The following is a 21,422-nucleotide window of genomic DNA, read 5'->3' as shown; positions in this document are numbered from 1 at the left end:
GCGCACGCCCGCCAGGAGGTGACCAGTATGCGAGTACGGCAAGATTTGCCTGTGCTTTTCCTGCTGCTCATGGTCACTGCTGGGCTGTTCACTATGCACACCACAGGCCACGCGGGCCTGGCTGGCGCAACCAGCGTCCACGTAACCTTCGGGCATCACCAGCAACTATCTGGCGCCGTAGCTTCACACCTAACGCCGCTCCTGCCCCGAGCTGATGCCCTGACGACGCCGCCAGCTGAGCACACGCCCGGAACGCTAATGGCGATATGTGTCGCGATCCTGTCCAGTGCCCTGACCGCCGTAGTCGCCCTTTTCATGCTGCACCGCCGGAGCGCGTCTACGACGCGGCCGCATTGGCAGGCGGCACCCCGTCCCGGGATCGGCCGTGGCCCACCCCTATCGCGCATTGGCCTGCTTATAGCCGACCTTTCGGTGGCACGGACGTGAGGAAGCGGGCTACCGCTGACTCCCATTCCAAATGCCACACTCGCAAGGAAGGCACATCATGAACCGCATCATCCGCACCTTGGCGGTCACCTCTGTGGCGGCAGGGCTAACTTTGCTGGCCGCATGCGGCGCCAACACCATGCCCGGCATGGACCACGGCAACACCACCAGTCCCGCCGTTTCCGTTCCGGCCGGCGCGGCATTCAATGCCGCCGACGTGCAGTTCGCCCAGATGATGATCCCGCATCACCAGCAGGCAGTAGAGATGGCAGACCTGGCCACGACGCGTGCCTCCGATCCAGAGATCAAACAGCTCGCTGCCACGATCAAAGGCGCGCAGCAACCAGAAATCGACACCATGACCGGCTGGCTCACCAGCTGGAAGCAGCCGACCGCCCAGCCAGGCGGGCACAACATGCCTGGCATGGGGAACATGCCCGGGATGATGTCCGAACAGGACATGACCAAGCTCAAATCCTTGTCGGGTAACGAATTTGACCGAGAATTCGCCCGCATGATGATCGCCCACCATAACGGTGCGATTCAGATGGCCCGGGATGAGGAGAAAAACGGCAGTAACCCGGATGCCAAGCGCCTCGCCACCATGATTGAGCAGGCACAGACCACCGAGGTTGCCCAGCTGCAGAAGATCCTCGACCGGCTGTAGCCAGCCATGCGTCTGCGTCAGCATGCCAGCTGGCGCAGACGTCTCGCTTCAGTACACCGGTTGCCGGCCACCGCGACGGAAGGTTAAGGGCATGACGAAGGTCGCCGAGATCGCCCTGCAGTTCTGCTTTTGCGGCACCGAGCTGGCGAGTGTGGAACGTCTGCTGGGCAGCCAGGCTGGGGTGATGGCCGTAGCGATCGACCGGACCCGGTCGGTCGCTCACGTGGAATACGACCCGGCCACGACTAACCACGCCAGCCTGGAGTCCGCGCTGCGGGCCAACGGCTACGGCTGCGACTGCGGGGACTGCCCCGCGTCATGCTGCCAGCCGGGGCACCCCGCCGCCGGAGCACCCGACGAGCAGTCGGCCCATACCGCCCACGCCTCGCACCTGAGCGCTCATGACACTGATCACGGCGCCCAGAGTCCCGGGCTGAGGACGATGAGCCACAGCATGAGCGTTAACAGTGGAAAGCGCACCCACGACGGCACGGCGGAAGGCATTGTCCACAAAGGGCACCATGCTGCCCCTCCGGCCGCACACGATATGCGCCACGGGCACCAAACATCTGGCGGGCATGACGGGCATGAAGGCGGACCGAACGACGAGCATGCGGGGCATGGGGCCGACATGGTCAATGCCATGCTGCGCAAGTTCGTCATCTCGGCGATCCTGACCCTGCCGATCGTCATCTTCTCCCCCATCGGCGGGGCGATCGGTCTGCCAAGCGAGCCCCCGTTCGGCATACCGATGTCGTGGTTCGGGTTAGTGCTGGCGACCCCAGTCGTGCTTTGGGGCGGCTGGCCATTCCTCTCTTCGGCATGGCGGTCGCTTAAGCACGGCGAGGTCACGATGATGACGCTGATCGCGGTCGGCATCCTCGTGGCCTACGGCTACTCAGTGGCGGCTACGTTCCTTGGCGGGCACGAGGTCTTCTTCGAAGCAGCCGCGATGCTGACAACTCTGAGCCTGATTGGACATTGGCTGGAGATGCGCTCGCGGTTCGCCACCGGGCAAGCGGTGGAGGCGCTGCTTAAGCTCGCGCCTCAGACAGCTATCGTCAAACGCGACGGTCACGACAGCGAGCTGCCACTGGAGCAGGTGGTGACCGGAGATGTCGTCGTGGTCAAGCCGGGCGCCAGGATACCTGTTGATGGCCAAGTCATCGAAGGTTCGTCCTATGTGGACGAATCGATGATCACGGGCGAGCCGCTGCCGGTCGCTAAGGCACCGGGCGCCACCGTCGTCGGCGGAACCCTGAACACCACTGGGGCATTTAATTTCACGGCCACCGCAGTGGGTGCCGATACCGCACTGGCACGGATCGTGCAGATGGTCCGCAATGCCCAGGCATCGAAGGCGCCCGCGCAGCGGCTGGCCGACACCGCAGGTAAGTACCTCGTCTTCGTGGCACTCGGCGCGGGCCTACTGACTTTCCTCGCGTGGCTTGCGTTTGGATCACACGGCGTCGGTTTCGCCGTCACAGCAGCAGTTTCAGCCATTGTTATCGCGTGCCCGGACGCGCTCGCTCTGGCGACACCTACGGCGATCACGGTCGGGGTTGGACAGGGCGCCCGCGGTGGCGTGCTGTTCAAAAACGCCACCGCCCTTGAGCAGACCGCCGGAATCGACACGGTCGTATTCGACAAAACCGGAACCCTGACCGAGGGCAAGCCGGTACTGACCGACGTCGTACCAGCCGGAACCGCAAATGCCGACGAGGTTTTGCGCCTGGCAGCATCGGCCGACATTCCGTCACAGCATCCCCTCGCCACAGCCATCACAGCCGAAGCTAGGAAACGCGGCCTATCGCTCAGCGAACCGGAGCAGTTCGACTCCGTCCCCGGGCACGGAGTGAAGGCCACGGTAGACGGCCAGCTGGTGCTAATTGGGAACCTGAAGCTAATGGCGAAGGAGGACGTAGACGCCTCGTTGCTGATGGCGAAAGCCGCAGAGCTCGCCGCCCAGGGAAAAACAGCGATGTATGTCGCCGCAGGCGGCAGCGCGATCGGGCTCGTCGCCGTCGCGGACAAGGCCCGCGACGCCGCGGCTCAAGCCATCGCCGCGCTACACCGGGCGGGCGTCAAAACGGTCATGCTCACCGGAGACCAGAAGCGGACTGCCGACGCGGTCGCCCGCCAGCTCGGCATCGATACCATCATCGCCGAGGTGCTGCCCGAAGACAAAGCCAGCCATATCAAGGAAATGCAGAACGCCGGCGCAAAGGTCGCCATGGTCGGTGACGGAGTCAATGACGCCCCAGCCCTCGCCCAGGCCGATGTCGGCATCGCGATCGGCGCAGGCACCGACGTCGCCGTCGAAACCGCGGATGTTGTGTTGGTGCGCGACAATCCGGCCGATGCCGGTTACGCGCTCGTCATCGCACGGGCAGTGCGGCGCAAAATCAAGCAGAACCTTTTCTGGGCCGCCATCTATAACCTGCTAGCCATCCCAGTGGCGGCCGGTGTGCTCTACCCGAGCCTGGGTCTGCTGCTGCGGCCAGAGTGGGCCGCGCTGCTGATGAGTGCCTCCACGATCATCGTCACCTTCAACGCCCTGCTGCTACGCAGACTCAGCCCAGCGCGCACGGCGGCATGACCGCAACGCCGCACGGTCACCGCACCCGTTCGCGGGTCGAAAGCACCAGACAAGCGCGGCCGTCATCACACCCATGAGTCCGATGACGGCTCCGTGTTCGCGCTTCCACGGATACCCCGTCGGGGTAGGGTCTAAAGACCCGGCAAAACGGGACCCGCGCCCATACCCGCCGCAGGTAGCCGCGCGCACGCTCAAGGTGAAATGTTCCAAGAAGGAGCCGGCGATGAAACGGCCGCGGTGGGGGTCATATTCGATCGCCCTGATGCTGTCGGCTGACCCTGCTGGCAGCAAGACACTGGACCGGCCCCCGGTCCGCGAAAGCAGCGATGCGGCGGGTGCCGCTGCTCGGCAAGCATTCCCGTCGGTCCATTCCGGACGGTGAGTCAGGCGAAACGCATAGGAGATGGTTGTCATGATGCCCGGATATGGCGGCGGCATGGGAGGCTGGGGCTGGATCTTCATGTCGCTGAGCACGCTAGTGTTCTTTGCCCTAATCGCCGGAGTGGTCTGGCTGGTGATTCGCGCGACCGGAAGTAGCCGGCCGGCGGCCGGCGGCGATATAGCGCGCCAGATTCTGGCCGAGCGTTACGCCCGCGGCGAGATTGACGAGCAGGAGTATCAGCAGCGGCTGCGGACTCTTGGTGGCTAGCATTGGCCCGAGGGTCCTGGCCCTTCCTGGCGCAAGGTGATGCGCCACTTCCGTTGCGTCTCTTCCCTTGCGGCGTTGGAAGGTGCCGTTTGCACCGTCGCCAAATTGCTTCAGCAACATCCGCGGTTGCCCCGACCGGTCACGAGACATTCCTGTCGTGCTACTGCCACTCCGAAGGGCATCCGATCCTGCCGCCGCTGGTGCGTGACAGTAAGCGTGGCTGCCGCGCCATCACCGGCTGGACCGCAGGCCACTTAGTGATTCGCCGCCAGCCGCCCTATGCTGTCGACTGCCGCACGTCTGGTGTGCTGGACCCGCCTTTATGGACCTTTCCCGGCCACCAGAAACGGTCGCCAAGGACGATCGCTAAAGCGGGAACGAGCAGAGTGCGCACAATGAGCGTGTCAAGCAAGACACCGATGCCGACAATGATGCCGATCTCGGTAAGCGTCACCAGCGGCAGCACTCCAAGAACCGCGAACACCGCGGCGAGCAGAATCCCGGCGCTGGTAATAACGCCTCCGGTAACAGACAGGGCGACGAGCATGCCCTTGCGGGTGCCCAACGTTAGGGCTTCCTCCCGGGCTCGAGTCGCCAGGAAGATGTTGTAGTCAACGCCCAAGGCGACGAGGAAGAGGAACGAAAGTAGCGGCACATTGGTGTCCAGCGCGGCGTAGCCAAGAACTTGAGTGAACAAGAAGTTGGCCGCGCCGAGGGCCGCGAAGAAAGTCGCCACAACGGTAATCACGAGTATCGCCGGTGCCAGCAAGGACCGCAGCAAGAACACGAGGATCACGAAGACCACTATCAAGATGAGCGGAACGACTGTCTTCAAAGAGTCGATAGCGGCCTGCCGGGTGTCTAGATTGATGGCCACCGTGCCGCCGACGAGCGCGCCCGCCCCTTCGACCTGAGCCAGACGCATCCGCAGATCTTTAATGGTCTGATAGCTTTCTGCACTGTCCGGTTCGGACGTCAGCACGACATCAAAGGTGGCGACTTCACTGCTACGCTCGCCTGGCCGCACGGATGCCACGCCGGGTGTGGCGGTGACCGCGGCCACGACACCCTCATCCTGGCCAGGTTTCGCGGTGACGACCACCGGATCTGCCGACCCAGCCGGGAAATGCTGGGCAATGGTTTGCAGCGCGTCAATCGATTCAGCCTGGACTCTGAACTGCTCGGTCCGGCTTAGTCCCAGGCGCGCATCGACGATGCCCAGACTCATGACCGCGAGCAGGATGGTGGCGCCAAGGGCGACCACGCGCGGGCGCGAGTCGACGATCCGCCCGATCCTCGACCAGAAACCGGAACGCGACGGATCCGGATCTCCCACCTTGGGCACGAACGGCCAAAACAGCTTGCGGCCAAACAGCGACAACGCAGCTGGAAGCAGCGTGAGGGCGAAGATCGCCGCGATGGTCACACCGATGGCTCCCGCCATACCTAGGCCTTTGTTTCCTTCCAACTGGGCGAAGATCAGAGTCAGTAGACTCAGCGCCACGGTCAGGCCGCTGGCTGCGATGGCAGGCCCGGCACCACGAATGCTGCGGCGCATCGCCTCATGCCGGTCGACATTGCTGCGCAGCTCTTCGCGATAGCGTGCGATTAGCAGCAGTGCGTAATCCGTTCCGGCGCCGAAGACCAGCACATCGACTATGCCGATGGTCGATGGGTCCAGCGGCAATCCCGCTGTGCGGGAGAGCAGCGCCAGCAACGCGTTGGTGACCACATCGGCCAGGCCGACAACGGCCAGGGGCACTAGCCACAGGAACGGGCTGCGGTAGGTCACCAATAGCAGGACCGCGACCACCACCACCGTCGTGATGAGGAGGCTGACATTGGCGCCGTCAAAGGACTTCGCGATATCCGCGGTGAAACCAGCGCCTCCGGTCACCTGCGCGGTTAGCCCATCGCGCTGGCCCTGGCGCAGCTGTTCGCGAATCTGCTGAACCGCCTCGGCGGTCTGGGTGGCAGAGTCCTGTGCGCTCAGCGGCACGGCTAGGAGCGCCGCGGCGCCATCCGCCGCGAAGACCGGCGGGCTGACATCGCCCCCCAGTGCTAGCCGCGTGAGCTTTGCCGCATCAGCGTTGATGACGTCGCGGTCGGCGTCGGTGAGCCTGCCATCGTCCCGGGAGTAGATGATCAGCGCCGGATTCCGCTGGCCGCTTGGTAACTGCCGCTGCAGGGCGGCGACCTGTGCTGACTGAGAGGCGGCAGGAAGCGCGGATGCCGGATCATTACTCGACGCTGCCTCCCCACCTGACGTGATGATGGCGGCAGACACGGCTATGCCGCCTAGCAGCACCACCCACGCCCCGGTTTTGCCGCTGATGAAGGTGGAGATAGCGCCGACTAACCCTGATATCGCTCGTCTAGCTGATTTCACGTTTGAAGAATATCTCGTTGGTCGAGATACTTGTCAAGCGAGGGCCTATATTGAGGTACCGAGAGGAGCGCTGCTTGATGTCGAAAATGTTCCGGCGCCGTGAGACTTCCCATGGCCAGCTCGCCGACGACATAGTGAGCTTGCTGCGCCAATATCAGTCTCACGCCCAGCACATTGGCCATGCCTTCGCCGGCCAAAATCAGCTCGGTGCCGCGGACTTGCACGCATTGCTCGCCGTGATGGAGGCCGAACGAGCAGGAGCGCCGCTGACCGCTGGGCGCCTGGCGGAAGAGCTGAACTTCTCCACCAGCTCCGTCACCGCTCTCGTCGACCGCCTCGAAACCACGGGTCACATCTACCGTCAGCGCGACACCGATGACCGCCGCAAGGTTTACTTGCGTTACGCCGACGCGGGCGCCGAAGTGGCGATGCGCTTCTTCGCGCCGCTTGGACGGCGCAGCGATGCCGTCATGGACCGCTTCAGCGACAGCGAGCTGTCCACAGTCAAACGATTCCTTGAGGAAATGACCCAGGCAATGCGCGAGCATCGCGACGACGTCCGCGGCAAGGTTTGATGACGCGCGGTTCCTCTGCCCGGCAGTTCACCAAGGCAATAACCGCTATGGCGATGTCGTGTTCCCGGTCGCCTCGCGGTATAGCCTCCAGGCGAAGTACACCGCCGGCACACTAGCGATCGCTGTCAGGACACCGGTGGACTCGTAGAAGAGGGCTGTCGCCGGCGGCGACCACAGCGAATACACCGTTGGGACGACGGGCTCATCCCCTCCTGGCAAGAAGGTCAAGTTGACAATGCCGATGGCTTTGAGGACATGGTCGAGAAATCCGTCGATGACACCGAACCACACCACGGCGAGGGCTGTTACGGCGAGATAGCCGTAGAGCGCCAGGCGCTTGCCACGAGACGCGTACAGCGCCAGTGACGCGATGGGCAAGGCCACGACGATGAGGGCTGGGATCAAGGTAGGCAGCCCGAGCCGGAAGACGTGGTGCACACCGGTCGCCGCGGTGACGGCAGTGGTGCTGATGAGCGACGCGCGGTACAACATGGCTACTCCATTCCTGGATACTGTGTCTACTAAAGAACGCTATGGCCAGTAAGGTTGCCGGGGCCAGAGGCAGTCTCCGGCCGGATATCCCATACGGGACACAGAGCGCAAAGCTGTTCAGGAAAGGGATGTGCCATGGACACCAGAACTGACCGCCGAGTGCGCCGGACGCGACAGGCGCTCATCAGTGCTCTGCTGACGCTAATGGCGAACAAGTCCTATGAGGACATCACCGTTCAGGAGATCATTGACCGCGCCGATGTCGGCCGGTCCACTTTCTACACTCATTTTCCGGTGAAAGACGCCCTGCTCGAGGCGACTCTGGCCCAACTGCGCGCGATCACCGAAGCGGCAAAACCCGGTCTGGGCTTCGGCCTGCCGCTCCTGCTGCATATCGCCGAACATCGCGACCTGGCCGCGGCGCTGTTTGGGCCGGCCACTCGCGGCAAAGTGGTCCGCCAGATCGAATCTGCCGTCGCCGGTGCCATCGCCGACGAGGTGAGCGCAAGGAAAGCCGGCGGACCGCTACCGCCGGAGGCTTACACACGCTTTGTCACCGCGGCATATCTGGCTTTGGTGCAGTGGTGGCTAGAGGCGGGTCAGCCCGTGCCCGCGGCGGAATTCGATAACGCTGTCCGGAGGCTAGTTGGCGCCGCATTGCGGTGATCGTCAGCGCCCCATAAACCCTTATCCTGCAGCGCTTTAGGGCGCCCACACCTAGCGGTGCGGGCGCCTTTCGCGTCGGGGCCGCCAGCTGTGGCCACGGTCACGTGAACACACCTGGCACAAACCCCCAGGGGGTATGTTAGCTTTCCTTTGCTTGATACCCCCCTAGGGTATCAAGAGGGGACTAGTGATGAACCGCCGATGTTGGCAGACGGGCCACCGCAGCCGCCAAAGGTGACGCCTGCACGGCCTCCGCCGTAATGCTTTGCCCGTCTTCGGCCGGGCTAACCCGGTACCCAGATAAGGGGTTTGAAAAATGTCTTTGTCTTCTAGGCGGTCGTGGGCTCTTGCTCTCATCGCCGCCGCACAGTTCATGGTCATTATGGATACATCGATCATCGGGGTGGCATTGCCCCAGATGCAGGAGAGTCTCGGTTTCTCGCAAGAAAACCTGTCCTGGGTGTTCAACGCCTATGTTGTCGCGTTTGGAGGGTTGCTGCTCCTGGGCGGCCGGCTTTCCGACCTGTTCGGGGCACGCACGGTGTTCGCTTCTGGCTGGGCGATCCTGCTGGCTGGCTCGGTGCTGGCCGCAGCGGCGGGCAATGTGGCCACAGAGCTCGCCGGACGCGCGGTGCAAGGTGCTGGCGCCGCACTTATCGCCCCATCGGCGCTGACCTTACTGATGATGCTGTTCGGCAATGACCCCAAGGAGCTGACTAAAGCCCTTGCCCTGTATGGCGCGGCAGCTCCCGCGGGCGGCACGGCCGGCGTGTTCCTCGGCGGGGTTATCACCGAGTATGTGAGCTGGCCCTGGGTCTTCTACCTCAATGTCCCGGTGGCCTTGCTCGCACTGGCAGGCACGTTCGCCCTTATGCCACAAGGCAACGGTGGCACACGTGGCTCCGTCGACTGGCTCGGTGCGTTGCTGGCGACCGCAGGGCTCGGCGGGGCAGTGTATGCCGTCGTGCGGGCGCCGGAAGCCGGCTGGGCTTCAGCACAGACCTGGGCGGTACTCGCGGCTGCGGGGGTCTTGCTCGCGGCGTTCGTGGCGCTGCAAGCCCTCCGGCGGGAACCTTTGATGCGGCTTGGTATTTTCCGCGCCCCGAACCTGGCCGCGGCGAACCTGGCACAGCTTCTGCTTGGCGCGGCGTGGATTCCGATGTGGTTTTTCCTGAATCTGTACCTGCAGCAGGTCCTCGGTTACAGCGCCTTCCCCTCGGGTGCCGCGTTGCTTCCGATGACAGTGCTCATCATGGCCGGGATGATCGTGCTGTCACCCCGGGCGGCGAGAAGCTTCGGGCCGAAGGCCATGACCGTTGCTGGGCTTGGCATTCTGGCTGCCGGGACGGCAGGGCTGGCGTTTATCCGCCCGCAAGGAACCTTCTGGCTGGACGTCCTGCCCGCTTCGCTCATCGCCGCTTTGGGGATGGCGCTGGCGTTCATTCCCTCGCTGGGCACCGCGATTTCAGCCGCCCCTGCGCAGGAAGGTGGTCTGGCAAGTGGGATCGTCAACACCAGCTACCAGATCGGGTCGGCGCTCGGGCTGGCGGCGATGACCGCCGTGGCCACCTCGAACGGGGCAGGTGAGCTCGGCAATGCGACCGTGCTGACCGGTGGCTTCTCGGCAGCGCTTGCTGGGGCCGCCATCATCGCTCTGGCTGGGGCAGCGCTCGCCGCGGTTACCCTGCGCGGCAAGCAAGGCACCTCACCGACTGAGGCCCGCTAACAGTAAGTAAACAGTGGACTGCCCCGCTTGTGGCGGGGCAGTCCACTGTAATGCGGCGAGGAACCGGTCGATCCGGGCTAGGCCCAGAAGACGTGAGTTACGGTGCGGTTGCCGTTTCCGAAGTCGCGAACAAAGGTGTTTGCGCCCTTGCCGTATTTGCCGGAGACCAGCTTGCCCCAGGTCGCGCGGTCATCGGTGGCAAGACTGCCCGGACCGTCCACGGACGCGGTGGTGTTAAACGAGTCCAGGTGCGTATAGATGGTGTTCAGCTGAGCGTAGTCATGCGAGTTAGGGTGCTCATTGGACGGCGGGCCAGCCGGGTTGCGGGTGTAGTCCATACAGGAACCAAGATTCGGGTTCGTCTGGTTCTCGTCTTGGTGCCCTAGCCCGAAACCGTGCCCAACCTCCTGGCACATCACGAGCCGCCGGTAAGCGGGGGTGTTGTACGTAGCCTGGTTGAAATACGTGTCGTTCATCTTCGCGTACGCGCGGGAGATGTGATTGCCCGTGGTGATTGAAATGGACGCCAGGCCGAGCCAGCCATTGGCACCATAGGTGTAGTTGCACACCTCGATGTGCCCATTGGTGGGCGTGCACGCGTTGCGGTCACCGAATGACCCCGTCAGCACAACGGTGTTGAGCTTGGCTGAGGCGGTCCAGTCGGTAGAAGCCGTGCGCAGGTAGGAATCCCAGGCCGCGGTGACGTTGTCGTCAAGCTCGACGGTGAAGGGGTTCGCGGTGCGTGCCCAATGGTAGTTGGACCACGCGTGGCTTGCTTGTGCAGGGGAGGCGGTGAGCGACGCTGCGATCATGACAGCGGCGCCGGCCAAGGCGAGAAGCCGTGGACGCATCGGAAGTTCTCCTTACGCCTGAGGTTCAGGGGGTTGGGAGAAGACTTCCATCAACAGTGATCTACTTCAATAAAGCAATGTAACGATATAGTTACAACTACTATGCAGGATCGTAGTTACGATTCATTCAGCATGAACCCTTGAATGGCAAGCATTCTCGCTCAGAGTCCAATGACAGCCAGAGGCAATGCTCCGGCCGCGATCACGGCCGTGGCTTATTCGTGCGCCGGCGCAACCCGCGCCGCAAGATGTCGGCCTCATCGTCGGATGCCGTCCGCGCGAAATGCAGCAGCACGGCGTCCGCGTCCGCCACCGACCCCAGGACCTCGCGTAGCGCGTCGGCTACGGCTTCCTCCCGGTTCTTCGCCGGCAAGTAGACGTAGCCGCGACCCTCGGTATGCCGTATGACCCAGCCTTTGCGGTGCAGATTGTCTAAGACCGTCATAACCGTCGTGTAGGCCCTCGACGTGTCGTCGTCTATCCGGTCCATGACGTCGCGGACCCGTAGCGGTTGGGCTGGAGTGTCCCACAAGACATCCATGACCTTGGTTTCCAGCTGGCCGAGGTTCAACACCCCGACATTGTGCCTGACCAGCTCCAGACCCGTCGATACGACTTTGCATTAACGCAGGAGCCCAAGGGATTGGGCGGGGCGTGCCGTTCCGGCACGAGAGATGGAAGCCTTCCTGGCACCCCCGCCCCGTCTCGAGGCGCACTGGAGGCTCATTGTTTGGCTCCAGTGGAGGCTCGCAGGTCCCTTAGCAGGCCAGCCTGGCTGGTGAGCACCTCGGTAAGAATCCGGCGCGCTACGGCGAGGAGTTCGGCGACCTGCGGACTGACCAGGGAGTAGAACACCGTCGAGCCTTCTTTTCGGGTGACGACGAGGTTCATCTTGCGCAGCACTGCCAGCTGCTGCGACAGATGGGCGGGCTCGATGCCAACTTCGGGCAGCATCTCCGAAACCGAATGCTCCCGTTCGGCAAGCAACTCCAGGACCCGAATGCGGGCCGGGTGCGCCAGCGTCTTGAAGAACTCGGCCTTGACCTGGTACAGCGGTGCGCTCATGAATGTGCCCCTTTCGCAGCGTTTCACGCTACGGCAGGCGTGCACGCGTCTATGACGGCACCTGCGCCAGCTCGCTAGCGCCAATACCGCCTCCCCCGTGCGCTGTCTAGGCCCGCGAGGCCGGGGAAACACCACAGGGCAAGAATGCCGCCCCGGACCTCATGACTTGCTAAAGTTAGCAAATTGTAAAGCAACATGGAAGGCGCCACGCGGCGGGAAAGGCATAAGGACATGACTGCGGCAACGACGCCCGGACTGGTGAACACCCCGACCACTCATCCCCGCCTGCTGGCATGGGTGCGTGAAGTCGCGGAACTAGCCACCCCGGACGACATCTACTGGTGCGACGGCTCCGACGCCGAATGGCAGCGCCTCACTTCACAGCTCGTGCAGGCCGGAACACTGGTCAAGCTCAACGAGGACAAGAAACCGAACTCCTTTTGGGCCCGCACCGACCCCTCCGATGTCGCTCGCGTTGAGGAAAGAACCTTCATCTGCTCTGAAAACGAACATGACGCCGGCCCTGTCAACAACTGGATGGCCCCAGCGGCCATGAAAAGGCTGATGGCAGACCTGTACCGCGGCTGCATGGCCGGGCGAACCATGTACGTGATCCCGTTTTGCATGGGACCGCTAGATGCTGAAGACCCCAAGTTCGGCGTCGAGATCACCGACAGCGCCTACGTCGCCGCCAGCATGAAGATCATGACCCGGATGGGAACCCCCGTCCTGGACGTCATGGGCGAGACCGCCGAGTTCGTGCCCGCCCTGCACTCGGTAGGTGCACCCTTGGCCCCTGGCCAGGCCGATGTGATGTGGCCATGTAACGACACCAAATACATCGCTCACTTCCCCGAAACCCGCGAAATCTGGTCCTTCGGCTCCGGCTACGGAGGCAACTCGTTGCTGGGCAAGAAGTGCTACAGCTTGCGCATCGCCAGCGTGATGGCCCGAGACGAGGGCTGGCTGGCTGAACACATGCTCATCCTCAAACTCACCAGCCCACAGCAGAAAGTCCACTACATCGCCGCCGCTTTCCCCAGCGCCTGCGGCAAAACCAATCTCGCCATGCTCGAACCCACCGTCGCCGGATGGAAGGTGGAAACGCTCGGTGATGACATCGCCTGGATGCGCCCAGGCGAGGATGGGCGTCTTTACGCGGTCAACCCCGAATACGGATTCTTCGGTGTCGCCCCCGGCACCGGCTACTCGACCAACCCCAACGCCATGCGCACCTTGGAAAAGGGCAACACGCTGTTCACCAACGTCGCCCTTACCGACGACGGAGACGTGTGGTGGGAAGGCATGGGCACCCCGCCCGCCCACCTGACTGACTGGCATGGCAGCGAGTGGACAGCCGAATCCACACAGCCGTCGAGCCATCCGAATTCGCGGTTCTGCACGCCGATCAAGCAGTGCCCGATCCTGGCACCAGAATACGACGACCCACGCGGAGTGCCGATCTCGGCGATCCTATTTGGAGGCCGGCGCAAGACCACGATTCCGCTAGTGACTCAGTCACGCGACTGGAATCACGGGGTGTTCATGGGCGCCACCCTCTCGTCGGAAACCACCGCCGCCGCCGTCGGGCAAACCGGTGTGGTCAGGCGCGATCCGATGGCGATGTTGCCGTTCATCGGCTACCACGCCGCTGATTACCTGAACCACTGGCTGCACCTCGGCGAGACCGCCAAAGATGACACCTTGCTGCCGAAAATCTTCCAGGTCAACTGGTTCCGCCGCAGCCAGGACGGCAGATTCCTGTGGCCCGGCTACGGTGAGAACAGCCGCGTTCTGAAATGGGTCATCGAACGTCTCGAAGGCACCGCCGACGCCGTCGACACCCCCATCGGGCTTGTGCCCTACCCTGCCGCGATCGACACCGAAGGCCTCGATATCAGTGACGGCGACCTTGCCGCCGCATTGCGTGTCGACGCAGCCGAGTGGGCCGCCGAGATACCGCACATCCAGCAATGGTTCAGCACCTTGGGCGGCAAGCTGTCGGGCCATCTATGGGCCGAACTCGGCACCCTCAAAGACCACGTTTCCTAGCCACCCTTCCCCACAAGGTTGCGGCCCGCCCGGACGTCACACTCCCGGGCGGGCCACACCACCAAGGCAAGGCAGCACCACGAATGTCACATTGGAACGAGCACACTCAGGAGACAACGCTGTGACAGTCACACGCATTGAGATGGCCAACCACATCGAAGCCGCATTCGCCTCAGGCCCCGCCACCCGCGACGCCCTGCTGGCTTACGCGGCCTCCAGCCACGCCCGCCCCGAAGTCATCGCTCTCATCCAGGGCCTTCCCGACAAGACATATCCCGGGCTGCGCAACGTATGGCACGACCTCGGCCACCTCCCCGTCGGCGGCTAACCGGCCAGATCCTCCTTTTTGGACCTTCCATGCTCACCGGCCCGCGTCAGCAACCTGAGTAGCTCGTGGAGGCTCCACCCACTGTCACCGTGTGGTCGTCAGCCGCCTGACGGGACTCATCATTGGCCGAAACCAGGAACGCGGTAATCACGTACGTGCCCGGCTGATCCAGCGTGACGACCCGTTTGGCTTCTCCCTGCGCGGGAGCACCCTTGTTGAGGGTGACGAAGCCACGCCCGATCACTACACCCTCGCGCGTGATCTCATAGTTAACGATGGCCTCGAACGCGATCGCGGCGATGTGAAGGGTTGTCTGATGTCCAACCGCGTCGCCATGCTGAGGGCTGATCAGCCAAACCGGATGAAGAACATCGGTGGCCAAAGCACGTCGCTGCGGCCCGCGGATGCTCAGATGGCCCCACAGTTCCCCCGCCGGCTGACCGTCGAGCAAAAGGAGAACCGCGTCTACGCCTGGGACGGCACTAACGGTCCATACCAGTTGCTGCCAAGCGATCGCTGAGGCTTCCGCGCCAAGGCTGGCCGATGCCGCACCACCCAGGTCGACCGAAGCGACCGTGCCGGCGACCGTGACAGCACGCACGCGGGCACCGGCTGGCCACAGATTGCGGTAGTCCGGATCGCACGGCTGACCCGATAGCATTTCGTTGACTGCGGCACGCACGTGCTCCGCGGTGCTACTTGTCGCGGGCGCCTGGTGGAACTCCCTGACCAGTCGCGGTCCTTTGCCAGCCGGGGTGTAGGCGTAGTACACCGCAAGGCTTTGCCTTCCCGGTGCGGGTGCCGGCGTGGCCGCGGACGCAGAGGGTGCAGGCGGTGTTGTCGTCGCCGGCGGGTCAGCCGGCGGCCGGGACACACATCCGGCGGCGAGCAACATTGAAGTCGCCACAGCCAGTGAGAGCGAATAGGTGAAGGGTCGCATGGCTTAAGCATCGCCGCGAAACGCGGTCTGGCCACGGGCAAAGATGCCTTACAAGGCGGGGCTTAGGCCCTGTCGCACGCGCCCGCGATTGTCTTCAGGCCCGGTAGCCCAATAGCGTCATCATGCCAGCTTCAGCGTGATAGGCGTTGTGACAGTGGATCATCCATTGGCCTGGGTTGACGGCATCGAAAAATGTTGTCAGCCTCCGCCCGGGCAAGACGATGGCGGTGTCCTTACGCGGCCCGCCTGGGTCGCCGAGGGCGAAAGTGTGCCCGTGCAGGTGCACCGGATGCCACATCATGGTGGTGTTTAGGTAATTGACGCGCACGCGCTCACCAGAACTAATGACATGCGCTGCCTTGTCGTGGGCGAAGACCTTGTTGTCGAAACGCCAGTCGTAGTTCATCATCCCGCCGGTCAGCGTCAAGGTGATCGTCTGCTGCGGTGTGCGTTCTGGCAGGGAGACCGGCGGCGCGGCGCGCAGCTGCCCGTAGCCCACGACGCGCCGGCTCAGCTCTGCGGGCCTCGCCGCCGCTGGGGGCGCACTTCCGGCACCGGTGCGGACAAGGGCGCGCCCGGTGGCGTTCTTGCCTTCGGCCAAGGCGACAAGCGGGAAGACCCCGTCAGCGAGAGTCACCAGAACGTCGTAACGCTCGCCCATGCCGATCAACAGCGCATCGGTGTTGGTGGCATTCACTGCGAACCCGTCAGTGTGCGTGACCGTTAAGGCATGCCCGCTCAGGGCGACCCGGAAGGCGGTATCCGATCCAGCGTTGATGAACCGGATGCGTAGCCGCTGCCCAGGTTTGCCGGTGAACACGTCTGGGTCAGCCGGAAGCCTGCCGTTGATCAGGTAGTGCGGATAGACGACATCGCCGGCGTTACCGCCGAGCAGCGGGCTGCTTGCCCCGCCCATCATGTGCCCGCCCGCGTGCCCTGCCTGACGCAGTTGGGCCAGCTGTGCGTCGGGGGTGTTACCGCCGACGCCGTCAAGCCAGTCATCGAGCACGACAATCCACTCCGCGTCATAGCTCCACGGCTCGTGAGGATCGTCGACAATCAGTGGCGCGTATAGTCCCCGGTCTTGTTGCACCCCGGTGTGCGGGTGAAACCAGAAGGTTCCCGGATCCGGCGCGGTGAACTGATAGGTGAATGTCTCACCGGCGGCGATGGGTTCCTGCGTGACATGCGGTACGCCGTCGGCGTCATTGCGCAAAGCCAATCCGTGCCAGTGGATGCTGGTGTCGGCCGGCAACTGGTTGGACAACCTGGCTTTGATCTGTTCTCCGGCGGTCACGCGTATCGGGGTGCCCGGAAATGCGCCGCCGTAGGACCAGGTGGATACCACCGTCCCACCCAGATCCACATCGGACACTTGGGCGGTCAGCGCGAAAGTGCGGATGGTACCGGGATTTCGCGCCGCCTCGGCGGCTGCTACCTGCGGACCGGACGGAGCCACGACGTCAGGTGCGGGCTGGCTGGTGCATCCCTCGAGCGTGGCGAATCCGGTCAAGCCGAGCCCGGCGGCGCTGATTCCGCCCCGCAGGAGCGTCCGTCTCGAGATCATTAGAACCGGCCTCCTTTGAGTAATTGCCTTAATCATTGAGTCAGGCTTGGAAAAGCAGCAGATTCAAGCGGCCCGACCCCGCAGGACTACTGACCTAGGCCAAAAGCCCCACCACTGATGCTGGCCCCAGGCTCGTCGGGGAGCCTGGGGCCGATGTGGCGCGGACCGGAGTCAGGCGCTGATCCGTTCACGCTCGGGCTGTTCGACCGGAGCGAAGGCCACATTCTTCGGCGTGAGGTAGGCGTGGGCGAACCCGGCCAAAGCCATCAGGAGCATCAGCACCGCTGCCGCGTAGGCGACCAGTGCGGCCTGGGCTGCCTTGGCACCGAACTCGCTGAACCCGTAGCTGGTCAGCAGCAGGCCGCGCAGGGTCTCGCCCTTGAAAACGGTCTCACGCTGGGCGGTGGCGTCGGTGAGCTGCTTCTGTAGGCCGGCAACGGCTTCAGGGTTGTTTTTCTGCGCGTCAGCAATCTTGGCCCGCAGGTCAGTCTGCACATCGCCAAGCTGAGCGTACGTCTTGCCACCAGCGATTCCCTTGAGGTGCAAGCCAATGAAGCCAGCGTAGGCTTCGGCCTGCTTGCCAGTGGTCAGGGGCTGCCCGGCGTATTCGACGATCCCTGGCAGGGCGCGCTCTTCGGCAGTCAGGGCCGCTTCGGCCTTGAAGGTGATGTTCTGCTGCGAAAGCTGGTCGTGGACGTAGTTGTTGGCGAAGTTCGCGTTCGACGTCAACACGAGCCCTGCGGCGAACAGGAGTGCCGCGATGGCGACGCCGCCGAGGGAGAACAGGATGTCGAGGGTTCTGCGCTTCATGGTGTGCTCCTCTTAAGTGGTTTCTGTCTGTCTGCTATGGACAAGACTGCGGCAGCCACGCTCGGCGCAGCAGGTGAGCAAGCCCCCTCTGCGCGGGACTTAGGTCATGTCCGTTGCGGGCCGTTCGGGCTTTAGGCCCTAAGACTCTGTAGAAGCCGGGTCAGCAGTGCTGCAATAGGCGACATGGACGCATATGAAATCGTGGTTGGTGTCGATGGGTCGGCTGGCAGCAGGCGCGGGCTTGAATGGGCTGTGCTTGAGGCGGCCACCCGTGGCGGTGTCGTCAAGGCGATCACCGCCTGGCATCCGGTGGAAAATGGGGTGAGCACGCCTGCCGAACTACAGCGCAACGCGCAAGAATTGGTCGAGGCCGAAGCGGCAGCGCACGCGCGCGAAGGCGTGACTATCACCGCTGAGGCGGTCGAGGGCCGCCCCGCACAGGTCCTCGCCAAAGCCGCATGTGACGCCAACCTGCTTGTGATCGGCTCCCATGGGGCGAGCCGTGCGTGGCACCAGCTCGTCGGCTCGACCGCCGAGGAGATCATCAGGCTCGCCCAATGCCCGGTGGTTGTCGTGCCGGTCCCGCACGACCAGCGCACCTAATAAGTGACAAGGCCGCGTTCGCGGAAGATCTCGCGGGCCAGCTCCACTTGCGATCCTGTCGGTGGCACGACCTCAGCCAAGGGAAAGGGCAGGCCGAGGTTCGCGTATTTGTGCGCGCCGAGCCGGTGGAAGGCAAGAACTTCAACCCTTTCGACGGTACGCAGTGAGCCCACGAAATCCGCGAGACGGTTTATGTTCGACGGTTCGTCAGTCAGGCCGGGCACGAGCACGAAACGAATCCACATAGGTGTGCCGCGCTCGGCCAGCCGGCGCGCGAACCGCAGTGTCGGTGCGATATGCCCGGTCTGGGTCACCTGCTGGTAAGTGGCTTGGTCGAACGACTTGATGTCCAGCAACACCAGATCGGTGGCGTCAAGGAGTTCCTCATTGGCTTTCTCACCAAGGAAACCGCTGGTGTCCAGCGCGGTGTGCAGACCGCGAGTGTGGCATGCCTGCAGCAATGACTGGGTGAAGACGTGCTGCTGCAACGGTTCTCCGCCCGAGATCGTCACTCCCCCACCGGCGACGGCGATGAACCGTTCGTAGCGCTGGATCTCGGCCATCACGGAGCTGACCGACATCGGCCGCCCGTTACGCTGTTGCCAGGTGTCGGGGCTGTGGCAGTAAAGGCAGCGCAGCGGGCAGCCGGCAAGGAACACAACGAATCGCGAGCCTGGCCCGTCCACCCCGATGGACATGTCATAGGAGTGGACGGCGCCGATGCTCATAGCGCACCGTGGAACGTTCGCGAGATGACGTCTCTTTGTTGTTCCGGAGTGAGGCGCACGAAGTTGACCGCATAGCCGGACACCCGGATCGTCAATTGCGGGTACTTTTCTGGATTGGCCATAGCGTCTTGCAGCGTCGCCCGGTCGAGCACGTTGACGTTCATGTGGAACCCGCCCGCGTCGGTGTATCCGTCGAGCACGCCGACGAGGTTGCTTATCTGTTCGAACCTGTTGTGCCCCAGACCATCGGGTGTCACGGTAACGGTCAGCGAGATCCCGTCACGGGCGCTGGCGTAAGGCAGCTTCGCCACCGACAGGGCCGCCGAGATCAGGCCATGCCTATCACGTCCATTCATCGGGTTGGCGCCTGGCGCGAAGGGCTGTCCGCCGCGCCGGCCGTCTGGGGTGTTGCCGGTATGCTTGCCGTAGACCACATTCGACGTGATCGTCAGGACCGACAACGTCGGCTCCGCACCACGGTAGGCTGGCTGCCGGGCAATTTTGTCCATGAACGACTCGACAAGCCACACCGCTATCTCATCGGCACGAGGATCATTGTTGCCAAACGCCGGGTATTCGCCTTCGATCTCGTAGTCGATGACAAGGCCGCTGCGGTCGCGCACGGGCCGCACAGCGGCGTGTTTGATCGCCGACAGACTGTCGGCAGCCACCGACAGCCCGGCGATCCCAGTGGCGAGGAAGCGGTGCACCGGATAGTCGTGTAGAGCCATTTCGATGCGCTCGTAGGCGTACTTATCGTGCATCTGGTGGATGACGTTGAGCGCGTCCACATAGGTCGCTGCCAGCCAGTCCAGCGTCCGGTCATAGGCTGCCCGCACCGTTTCGTAGTCGAGCACCTCACCGCGAAGTGCGGGCGTCGCCGGTGCGATCTGCTCTCCGGAGATCTCGTCGCGCCCACCATTGATGGCATAGAGCAGCGCTTTGGCAAGGTTCGCCCGGGCGCCGAAGAATTGCATGTCCTTACCGACACGCATTGCCGACACACAACACGCGATCGCTGTGTCGTCGCTGAACACGGGCCGGATGAGGTCATCGTTTTCGTACTGGATCGCGCTCGTGTCGAGGGAGACCTGGGCGCAGAATCGTTTGAAGCCTTCCGGAAGCCGGGGCGACCACAAGACGGTCAGGTTGGGTTCTGGCGCTGGGCCAAGGTTGTAGAGCGTTTGCAGATAACGGAAACTGGTTCGCGATGCGAGTGTTCCCCCGTCGGAGCCCATGCCGGCCAAGGCTTCGGTGACCCAGGTCGGGTCTCCCGAGAACAACTGGTCGTATTCCGGTGTCCGCAGGAAACGTATGATGCGCAGCTTAATGACAAAGTCGTCGATGAGTTCCTGCGCGGCGGTTTCGGTGAGCGTCCCCTCTTCTAGGTCCCGCTCCAGGTAGATGTCGAGGAACGTCGCTGTCCTCCCGAGCGACATCGCCGCGCCATTTTGCTCTTTGGCGGCAGCGAGGTAGGCGAAATACAGCCACTGGATCGCTTCTCTGGCCGTGGTGGCAGGCCCTGAGATGTCGTAGTCGTAGGAGGCCGCCATTTGCTTGAGTTCCTGCAGAGCGCGCGACTGCTCGGCGAGCTCTTCACGGTCGCGCACCACTTGTTCGGTGGAGCGCTGCCGGTCAAGCCCCTCTTTGATTTCCTGGCGCTCGGCGATGAGACGGTCCACTCCATACAGGGCCACACGACGGTAGTCGCCGATGATGCGCCCGCGGCCATAGGCGTCGGGCAGCCCGGTGATGATGTGTGACCGGCGCGCTTTCAACGCATCTTGCGGGTAAGCGTCGAAGACCGCGTCGTTGTGGGTCTTGCGGTAGCTGGTGAAGATGCGGTTCACCAGCGGGTCAGGCTGGTACCCATAGGCTTTCAGCCCAGCTTCGACCATCCGCAGCCCGCCGGCCGGCATGATGGACCGTTTCAGCGGGGCATCGGTTTGCAGCCCAACGATCAGCTCGTTCTCCCGGTCGATATAGCCGGGCGCGAAGGCGGTGATCGCTGCCGGTGTCGCTACGTCGGCATCATAGATTCCGCGCAGGCGTTCTTCATTGAACAGTGAGCGCAACTTCTCCCACAGCGCCAGCGTGCGCTCGGTCGGCCCCGATAGGAAATCCGGCCCGCCGGAATAGGGACGGTAGTTCTCCTGGATGAATGAGCTGACATCGATGTGGTGTTGCCACCTTCCGGCGTAAAAGCCCCGCCACGCGGCGGCGGGCGCGTGCTGCGCGATCGTCATGTCTTCACCCTTTCGCGGTGGC

Annotated in this window: 21 protein-coding genes; 11 read left to right on the top strand and 10 right to left on the bottom strand. The window is 63.5% G+C overall.

The window, feature by feature from the left end:
• The first annotated feature begins 27 nt into the window (after positions 1 to 27).
• The 5 genes from A3E1_RS0131735 (at position 28) to A3E1_RS0131720 (ending at position 4,362) form a co-directional block, all read left to right on the top strand.
• Complete coding sequence (locus tag A3E1_RS0131735; protein ID WP_157631849.1) at positions 28 to 447, top strand: hypothetical protein; 420 nt, start codon at positions 28 to 30, stop codon at positions 445 to 447.
• Between the two features lie 58 nt (positions 448 to 505).
• Entirely contained in the window at positions 506 to 1,114 is a 609-nt protein-coding gene (locus tag A3E1_RS0131730) for a DUF305 domain-containing protein (protein ID WP_020524851.1), read from the top strand.
• A gap of 91 nt (positions 1,115 to 1,205) precedes the next feature.
• A complete protein-coding gene (locus A3E1_RS43115) occupies positions 1,206 to 3,713 on the top strand; it encodes a heavy metal translocating P-type ATPase (RefSeq protein ID WP_020524850.1) in 2,508 nt (835 codons plus the stop codon).
• A gap of 223 nt (positions 3,714 to 3,936) precedes the next feature.
• Positions 3,937 to 4,095 carry a hypothetical protein gene (locus A3E1_RS47465; RefSeq protein WP_157631848.1) on the top strand — a complete coding sequence of 53 codons (159 nt, stop codon included), beginning with the start codon at positions 3,937 to 3,939 and terminating at the stop codon, positions 4,093 to 4,095.
• 30 nt (positions 4,096 to 4,125) lie between these two features.
• Positions 4,126 to 4,362, top strand: a complete 237-nt coding sequence (locus A3E1_RS0131720; RefSeq protein ID WP_026209029.1) for an SHOCT domain-containing protein — start codon at positions 4,126 to 4,128, stop codon at positions 4,360 to 4,362.
• Positions 4,363 to 4,639: 277 nt separating this feature from the next.
• Here the strand turns inward: A3E1_RS0131720 and A3E1_RS43110 are convergent, their stop codons facing one another.
• Entirely contained in the window at positions 4,640 to 6,751 is a 2,112-nt protein-coding gene (locus A3E1_RS43110; protein WP_245571488.1) for an MMPL family transporter, read from the bottom strand.
• A gap of 86 nt (positions 6,752 to 6,837) precedes the next feature.
• On the opposite strand from A3E1_RS43110, the gene A3E1_RS0131710 reads away from it, so the two are divergent.
• Positions 6,838 to 7,326 carry a MarR family winged helix-turn-helix transcriptional regulator gene (locus A3E1_RS0131710; protein WP_026209028.1) on the top strand — a complete coding sequence of 163 codons (489 nt, stop codon included), beginning with the start codon at positions 6,838 to 6,840 and terminating at the stop codon, positions 7,324 to 7,326.
• Positions 7,327 to 7,371: 45 nt separating this feature from the next.
• Here the strand turns inward: A3E1_RS0131710 and A3E1_RS0131705 are convergent, their stop codons facing one another.
• Positions 7,372 to 7,818 carry a hypothetical protein gene (locus tag A3E1_RS0131705; RefSeq protein ID WP_020524846.1) on the bottom strand — a complete coding sequence of 149 codons (447 nt, stop codon included), beginning with the start codon at positions 7,816 to 7,818 and terminating at the stop codon, positions 7,372 to 7,374.
• 135 nt (positions 7,819 to 7,953) lie between these two features.
• On the opposite strand from A3E1_RS0131705, the gene A3E1_RS45300 reads away from it, so the two are divergent.
• Positions 7,954 to 8,484, top strand: a complete 531-nt coding sequence (locus A3E1_RS45300) for a TetR/AcrR family transcriptional regulator (RefSeq protein WP_020524845.1) — start codon at positions 7,954 to 7,956, stop codon at positions 8,482 to 8,484.
• 316 nt (positions 8,485 to 8,800) lie between these two features.
• Positions 8,801 to 10,210 (top strand): MFS transporter, encoded by a 1,410-nt coding sequence (locus A3E1_RS0131695; RefSeq protein ID WP_026209027.1) that lies wholly within the window; start codon positions 8,801 to 8,803, stop codon positions 10,208 to 10,210.
• A 77-nt stretch (positions 10,211 to 10,287) separates the two neighbouring features.
• Here A3E1_RS0131695 and A3E1_RS43100 read toward each other — a convergent pair whose 3' ends face one another.
• From A3E1_RS43100 to A3E1_RS0131680, 3 genes are all read right to left on the bottom strand, one after another.
• Positions 10,288 to 11,061: a zinc metalloprotease gene (locus A3E1_RS43100; RefSeq protein ID WP_020524843.1), complete on the bottom strand. Its 774-nt coding sequence runs from the start codon at positions 11,059 to 11,061 to the stop codon at positions 10,288 to 10,290.
• Positions 11,062 to 11,263: 202 nt separating this feature from the next.
• Entirely contained in the window at positions 11,264 to 11,635 is a 372-nt protein-coding gene (locus A3E1_RS0131685; RefSeq protein WP_020524842.1) for a BlaI/MecI/CopY family transcriptional regulator, read from the bottom strand.
• Between the two features lie 149 nt (positions 11,636 to 11,784).
• Positions 11,785 to 12,126 (bottom strand): ArsR/SmtB family transcription factor, encoded by a 342-nt coding sequence (locus tag A3E1_RS0131680; RefSeq protein ID WP_020524841.1) that lies wholly within the window; start codon positions 12,124 to 12,126, stop codon positions 11,785 to 11,787.
• A gap of 231 nt (positions 12,127 to 12,357) precedes the next feature.
• Here A3E1_RS0131680 and A3E1_RS0131675 point away from each other — a divergent pair, with 231 nt between their 5' ends.
• Both A3E1_RS0131675 and A3E1_RS0131670 read left to right on the top strand, forming a co-directional pair.
• Positions 12,358 to 14,178: a phosphoenolpyruvate carboxykinase (GTP) gene (locus A3E1_RS0131675; protein ID WP_020524840.1), complete on the top strand. Its 1,821-nt coding sequence runs from the start codon at positions 12,358 to 12,360 to the stop codon at positions 14,176 to 14,178.
• A 121-nt stretch (positions 14,179 to 14,299) separates the two neighbouring features.
• Entirely contained in the window at positions 14,300 to 14,506 is a 207-nt protein-coding gene (locus A3E1_RS0131670; protein WP_020524839.1) for a DUF2795 domain-containing protein, read from the top strand.
• A gap of 46 nt (positions 14,507 to 14,552) precedes the next feature.
• On the opposite strand, the gene A3E1_RS0131665 is transcribed toward A3E1_RS0131670, so the two are convergent.
• The 3 genes from A3E1_RS0131665 to A3E1_RS0131650 all read right to left on the bottom strand — a co-directional run bounded on the left by A3E1_RS0131665 (position 14,553) and on the right by A3E1_RS0131650 (position 17,823).
• On the bottom strand, positions 14,553 to 15,446 hold the full coding sequence (locus A3E1_RS0131665; protein ID WP_083929717.1) for a GerMN domain-containing protein: 894 nt from the start codon (positions 15,444 to 15,446) through the stop codon (positions 14,553 to 14,555).
• A gap of 94 nt (positions 15,447 to 15,540) precedes the next feature.
• The gene (locus A3E1_RS0131655) at positions 15,541 to 17,013 is read right to left on the bottom strand and encodes a multicopper oxidase family protein (protein ID WP_020524836.1); all 1,473 of its coding nucleotides are present in this window, start codon (positions 17,011 to 17,013) and stop codon (positions 15,541 to 15,543) included.
• Positions 17,014 to 17,184: 171 nt separating this feature from the next.
• Positions 17,185 to 17,823 (bottom strand): hypothetical protein, encoded by a 639-nt coding sequence (locus A3E1_RS0131650; RefSeq protein ID WP_020524835.1) that lies wholly within the window; start codon positions 17,821 to 17,823, stop codon positions 17,185 to 17,187.
• A gap of 183 nt (positions 17,824 to 18,006) precedes the next feature.
• Here A3E1_RS0131650 and A3E1_RS0131645 point away from each other — a divergent pair, with 183 nt between their 5' ends.
• Positions 18,007 to 18,426, top strand: coding sequence for a universal stress protein (locus A3E1_RS0131645; RefSeq protein WP_020524834.1), 420 nt, complete (start codon positions 18,007 to 18,009; stop codon positions 18,424 to 18,426).
• Here A3E1_RS0131645 and pflA read toward each other — a convergent pair.
• Positions 18,423 to 19,154: a pyruvate formate-lyase-activating protein gene (gene pflA, locus A3E1_RS0131640; protein ID WP_020524833.1), complete on the bottom strand. Its 732-nt coding sequence runs from the start codon at positions 19,152 to 19,154 to the stop codon at positions 18,423 to 18,425. The genes A3E1_RS0131645 and pflA overlap by 4 nt on opposite strands.
• Entirely contained in the window at positions 19,151 to 21,400 is a 2,250-nt protein-coding gene (gene pflB / locus A3E1_RS0131635) for a formate C-acetyltransferase (protein ID WP_020524832.1), read from the bottom strand. Before pflB ends, pflA begins: the two co-directional genes overlap by 4 nt.
• Positions 21,401 to 21,422 lie beyond the last annotated feature (22 nt).

The organism is Catelliglobosispora koreensis DSM 44566 (assembly GCF_000379685.1).
GTDB classification, from domain to species: Bacteria; Actinomycetota; Actinomycetes; order Mycobacteriales; family Micromonosporaceae; genus Catelliglobosispora; species Catelliglobosispora koreensis.
Note: the sequence above shows the minus strand (reverse complement) of the source record. Positions and strands in the feature narration are given on the sequence as shown.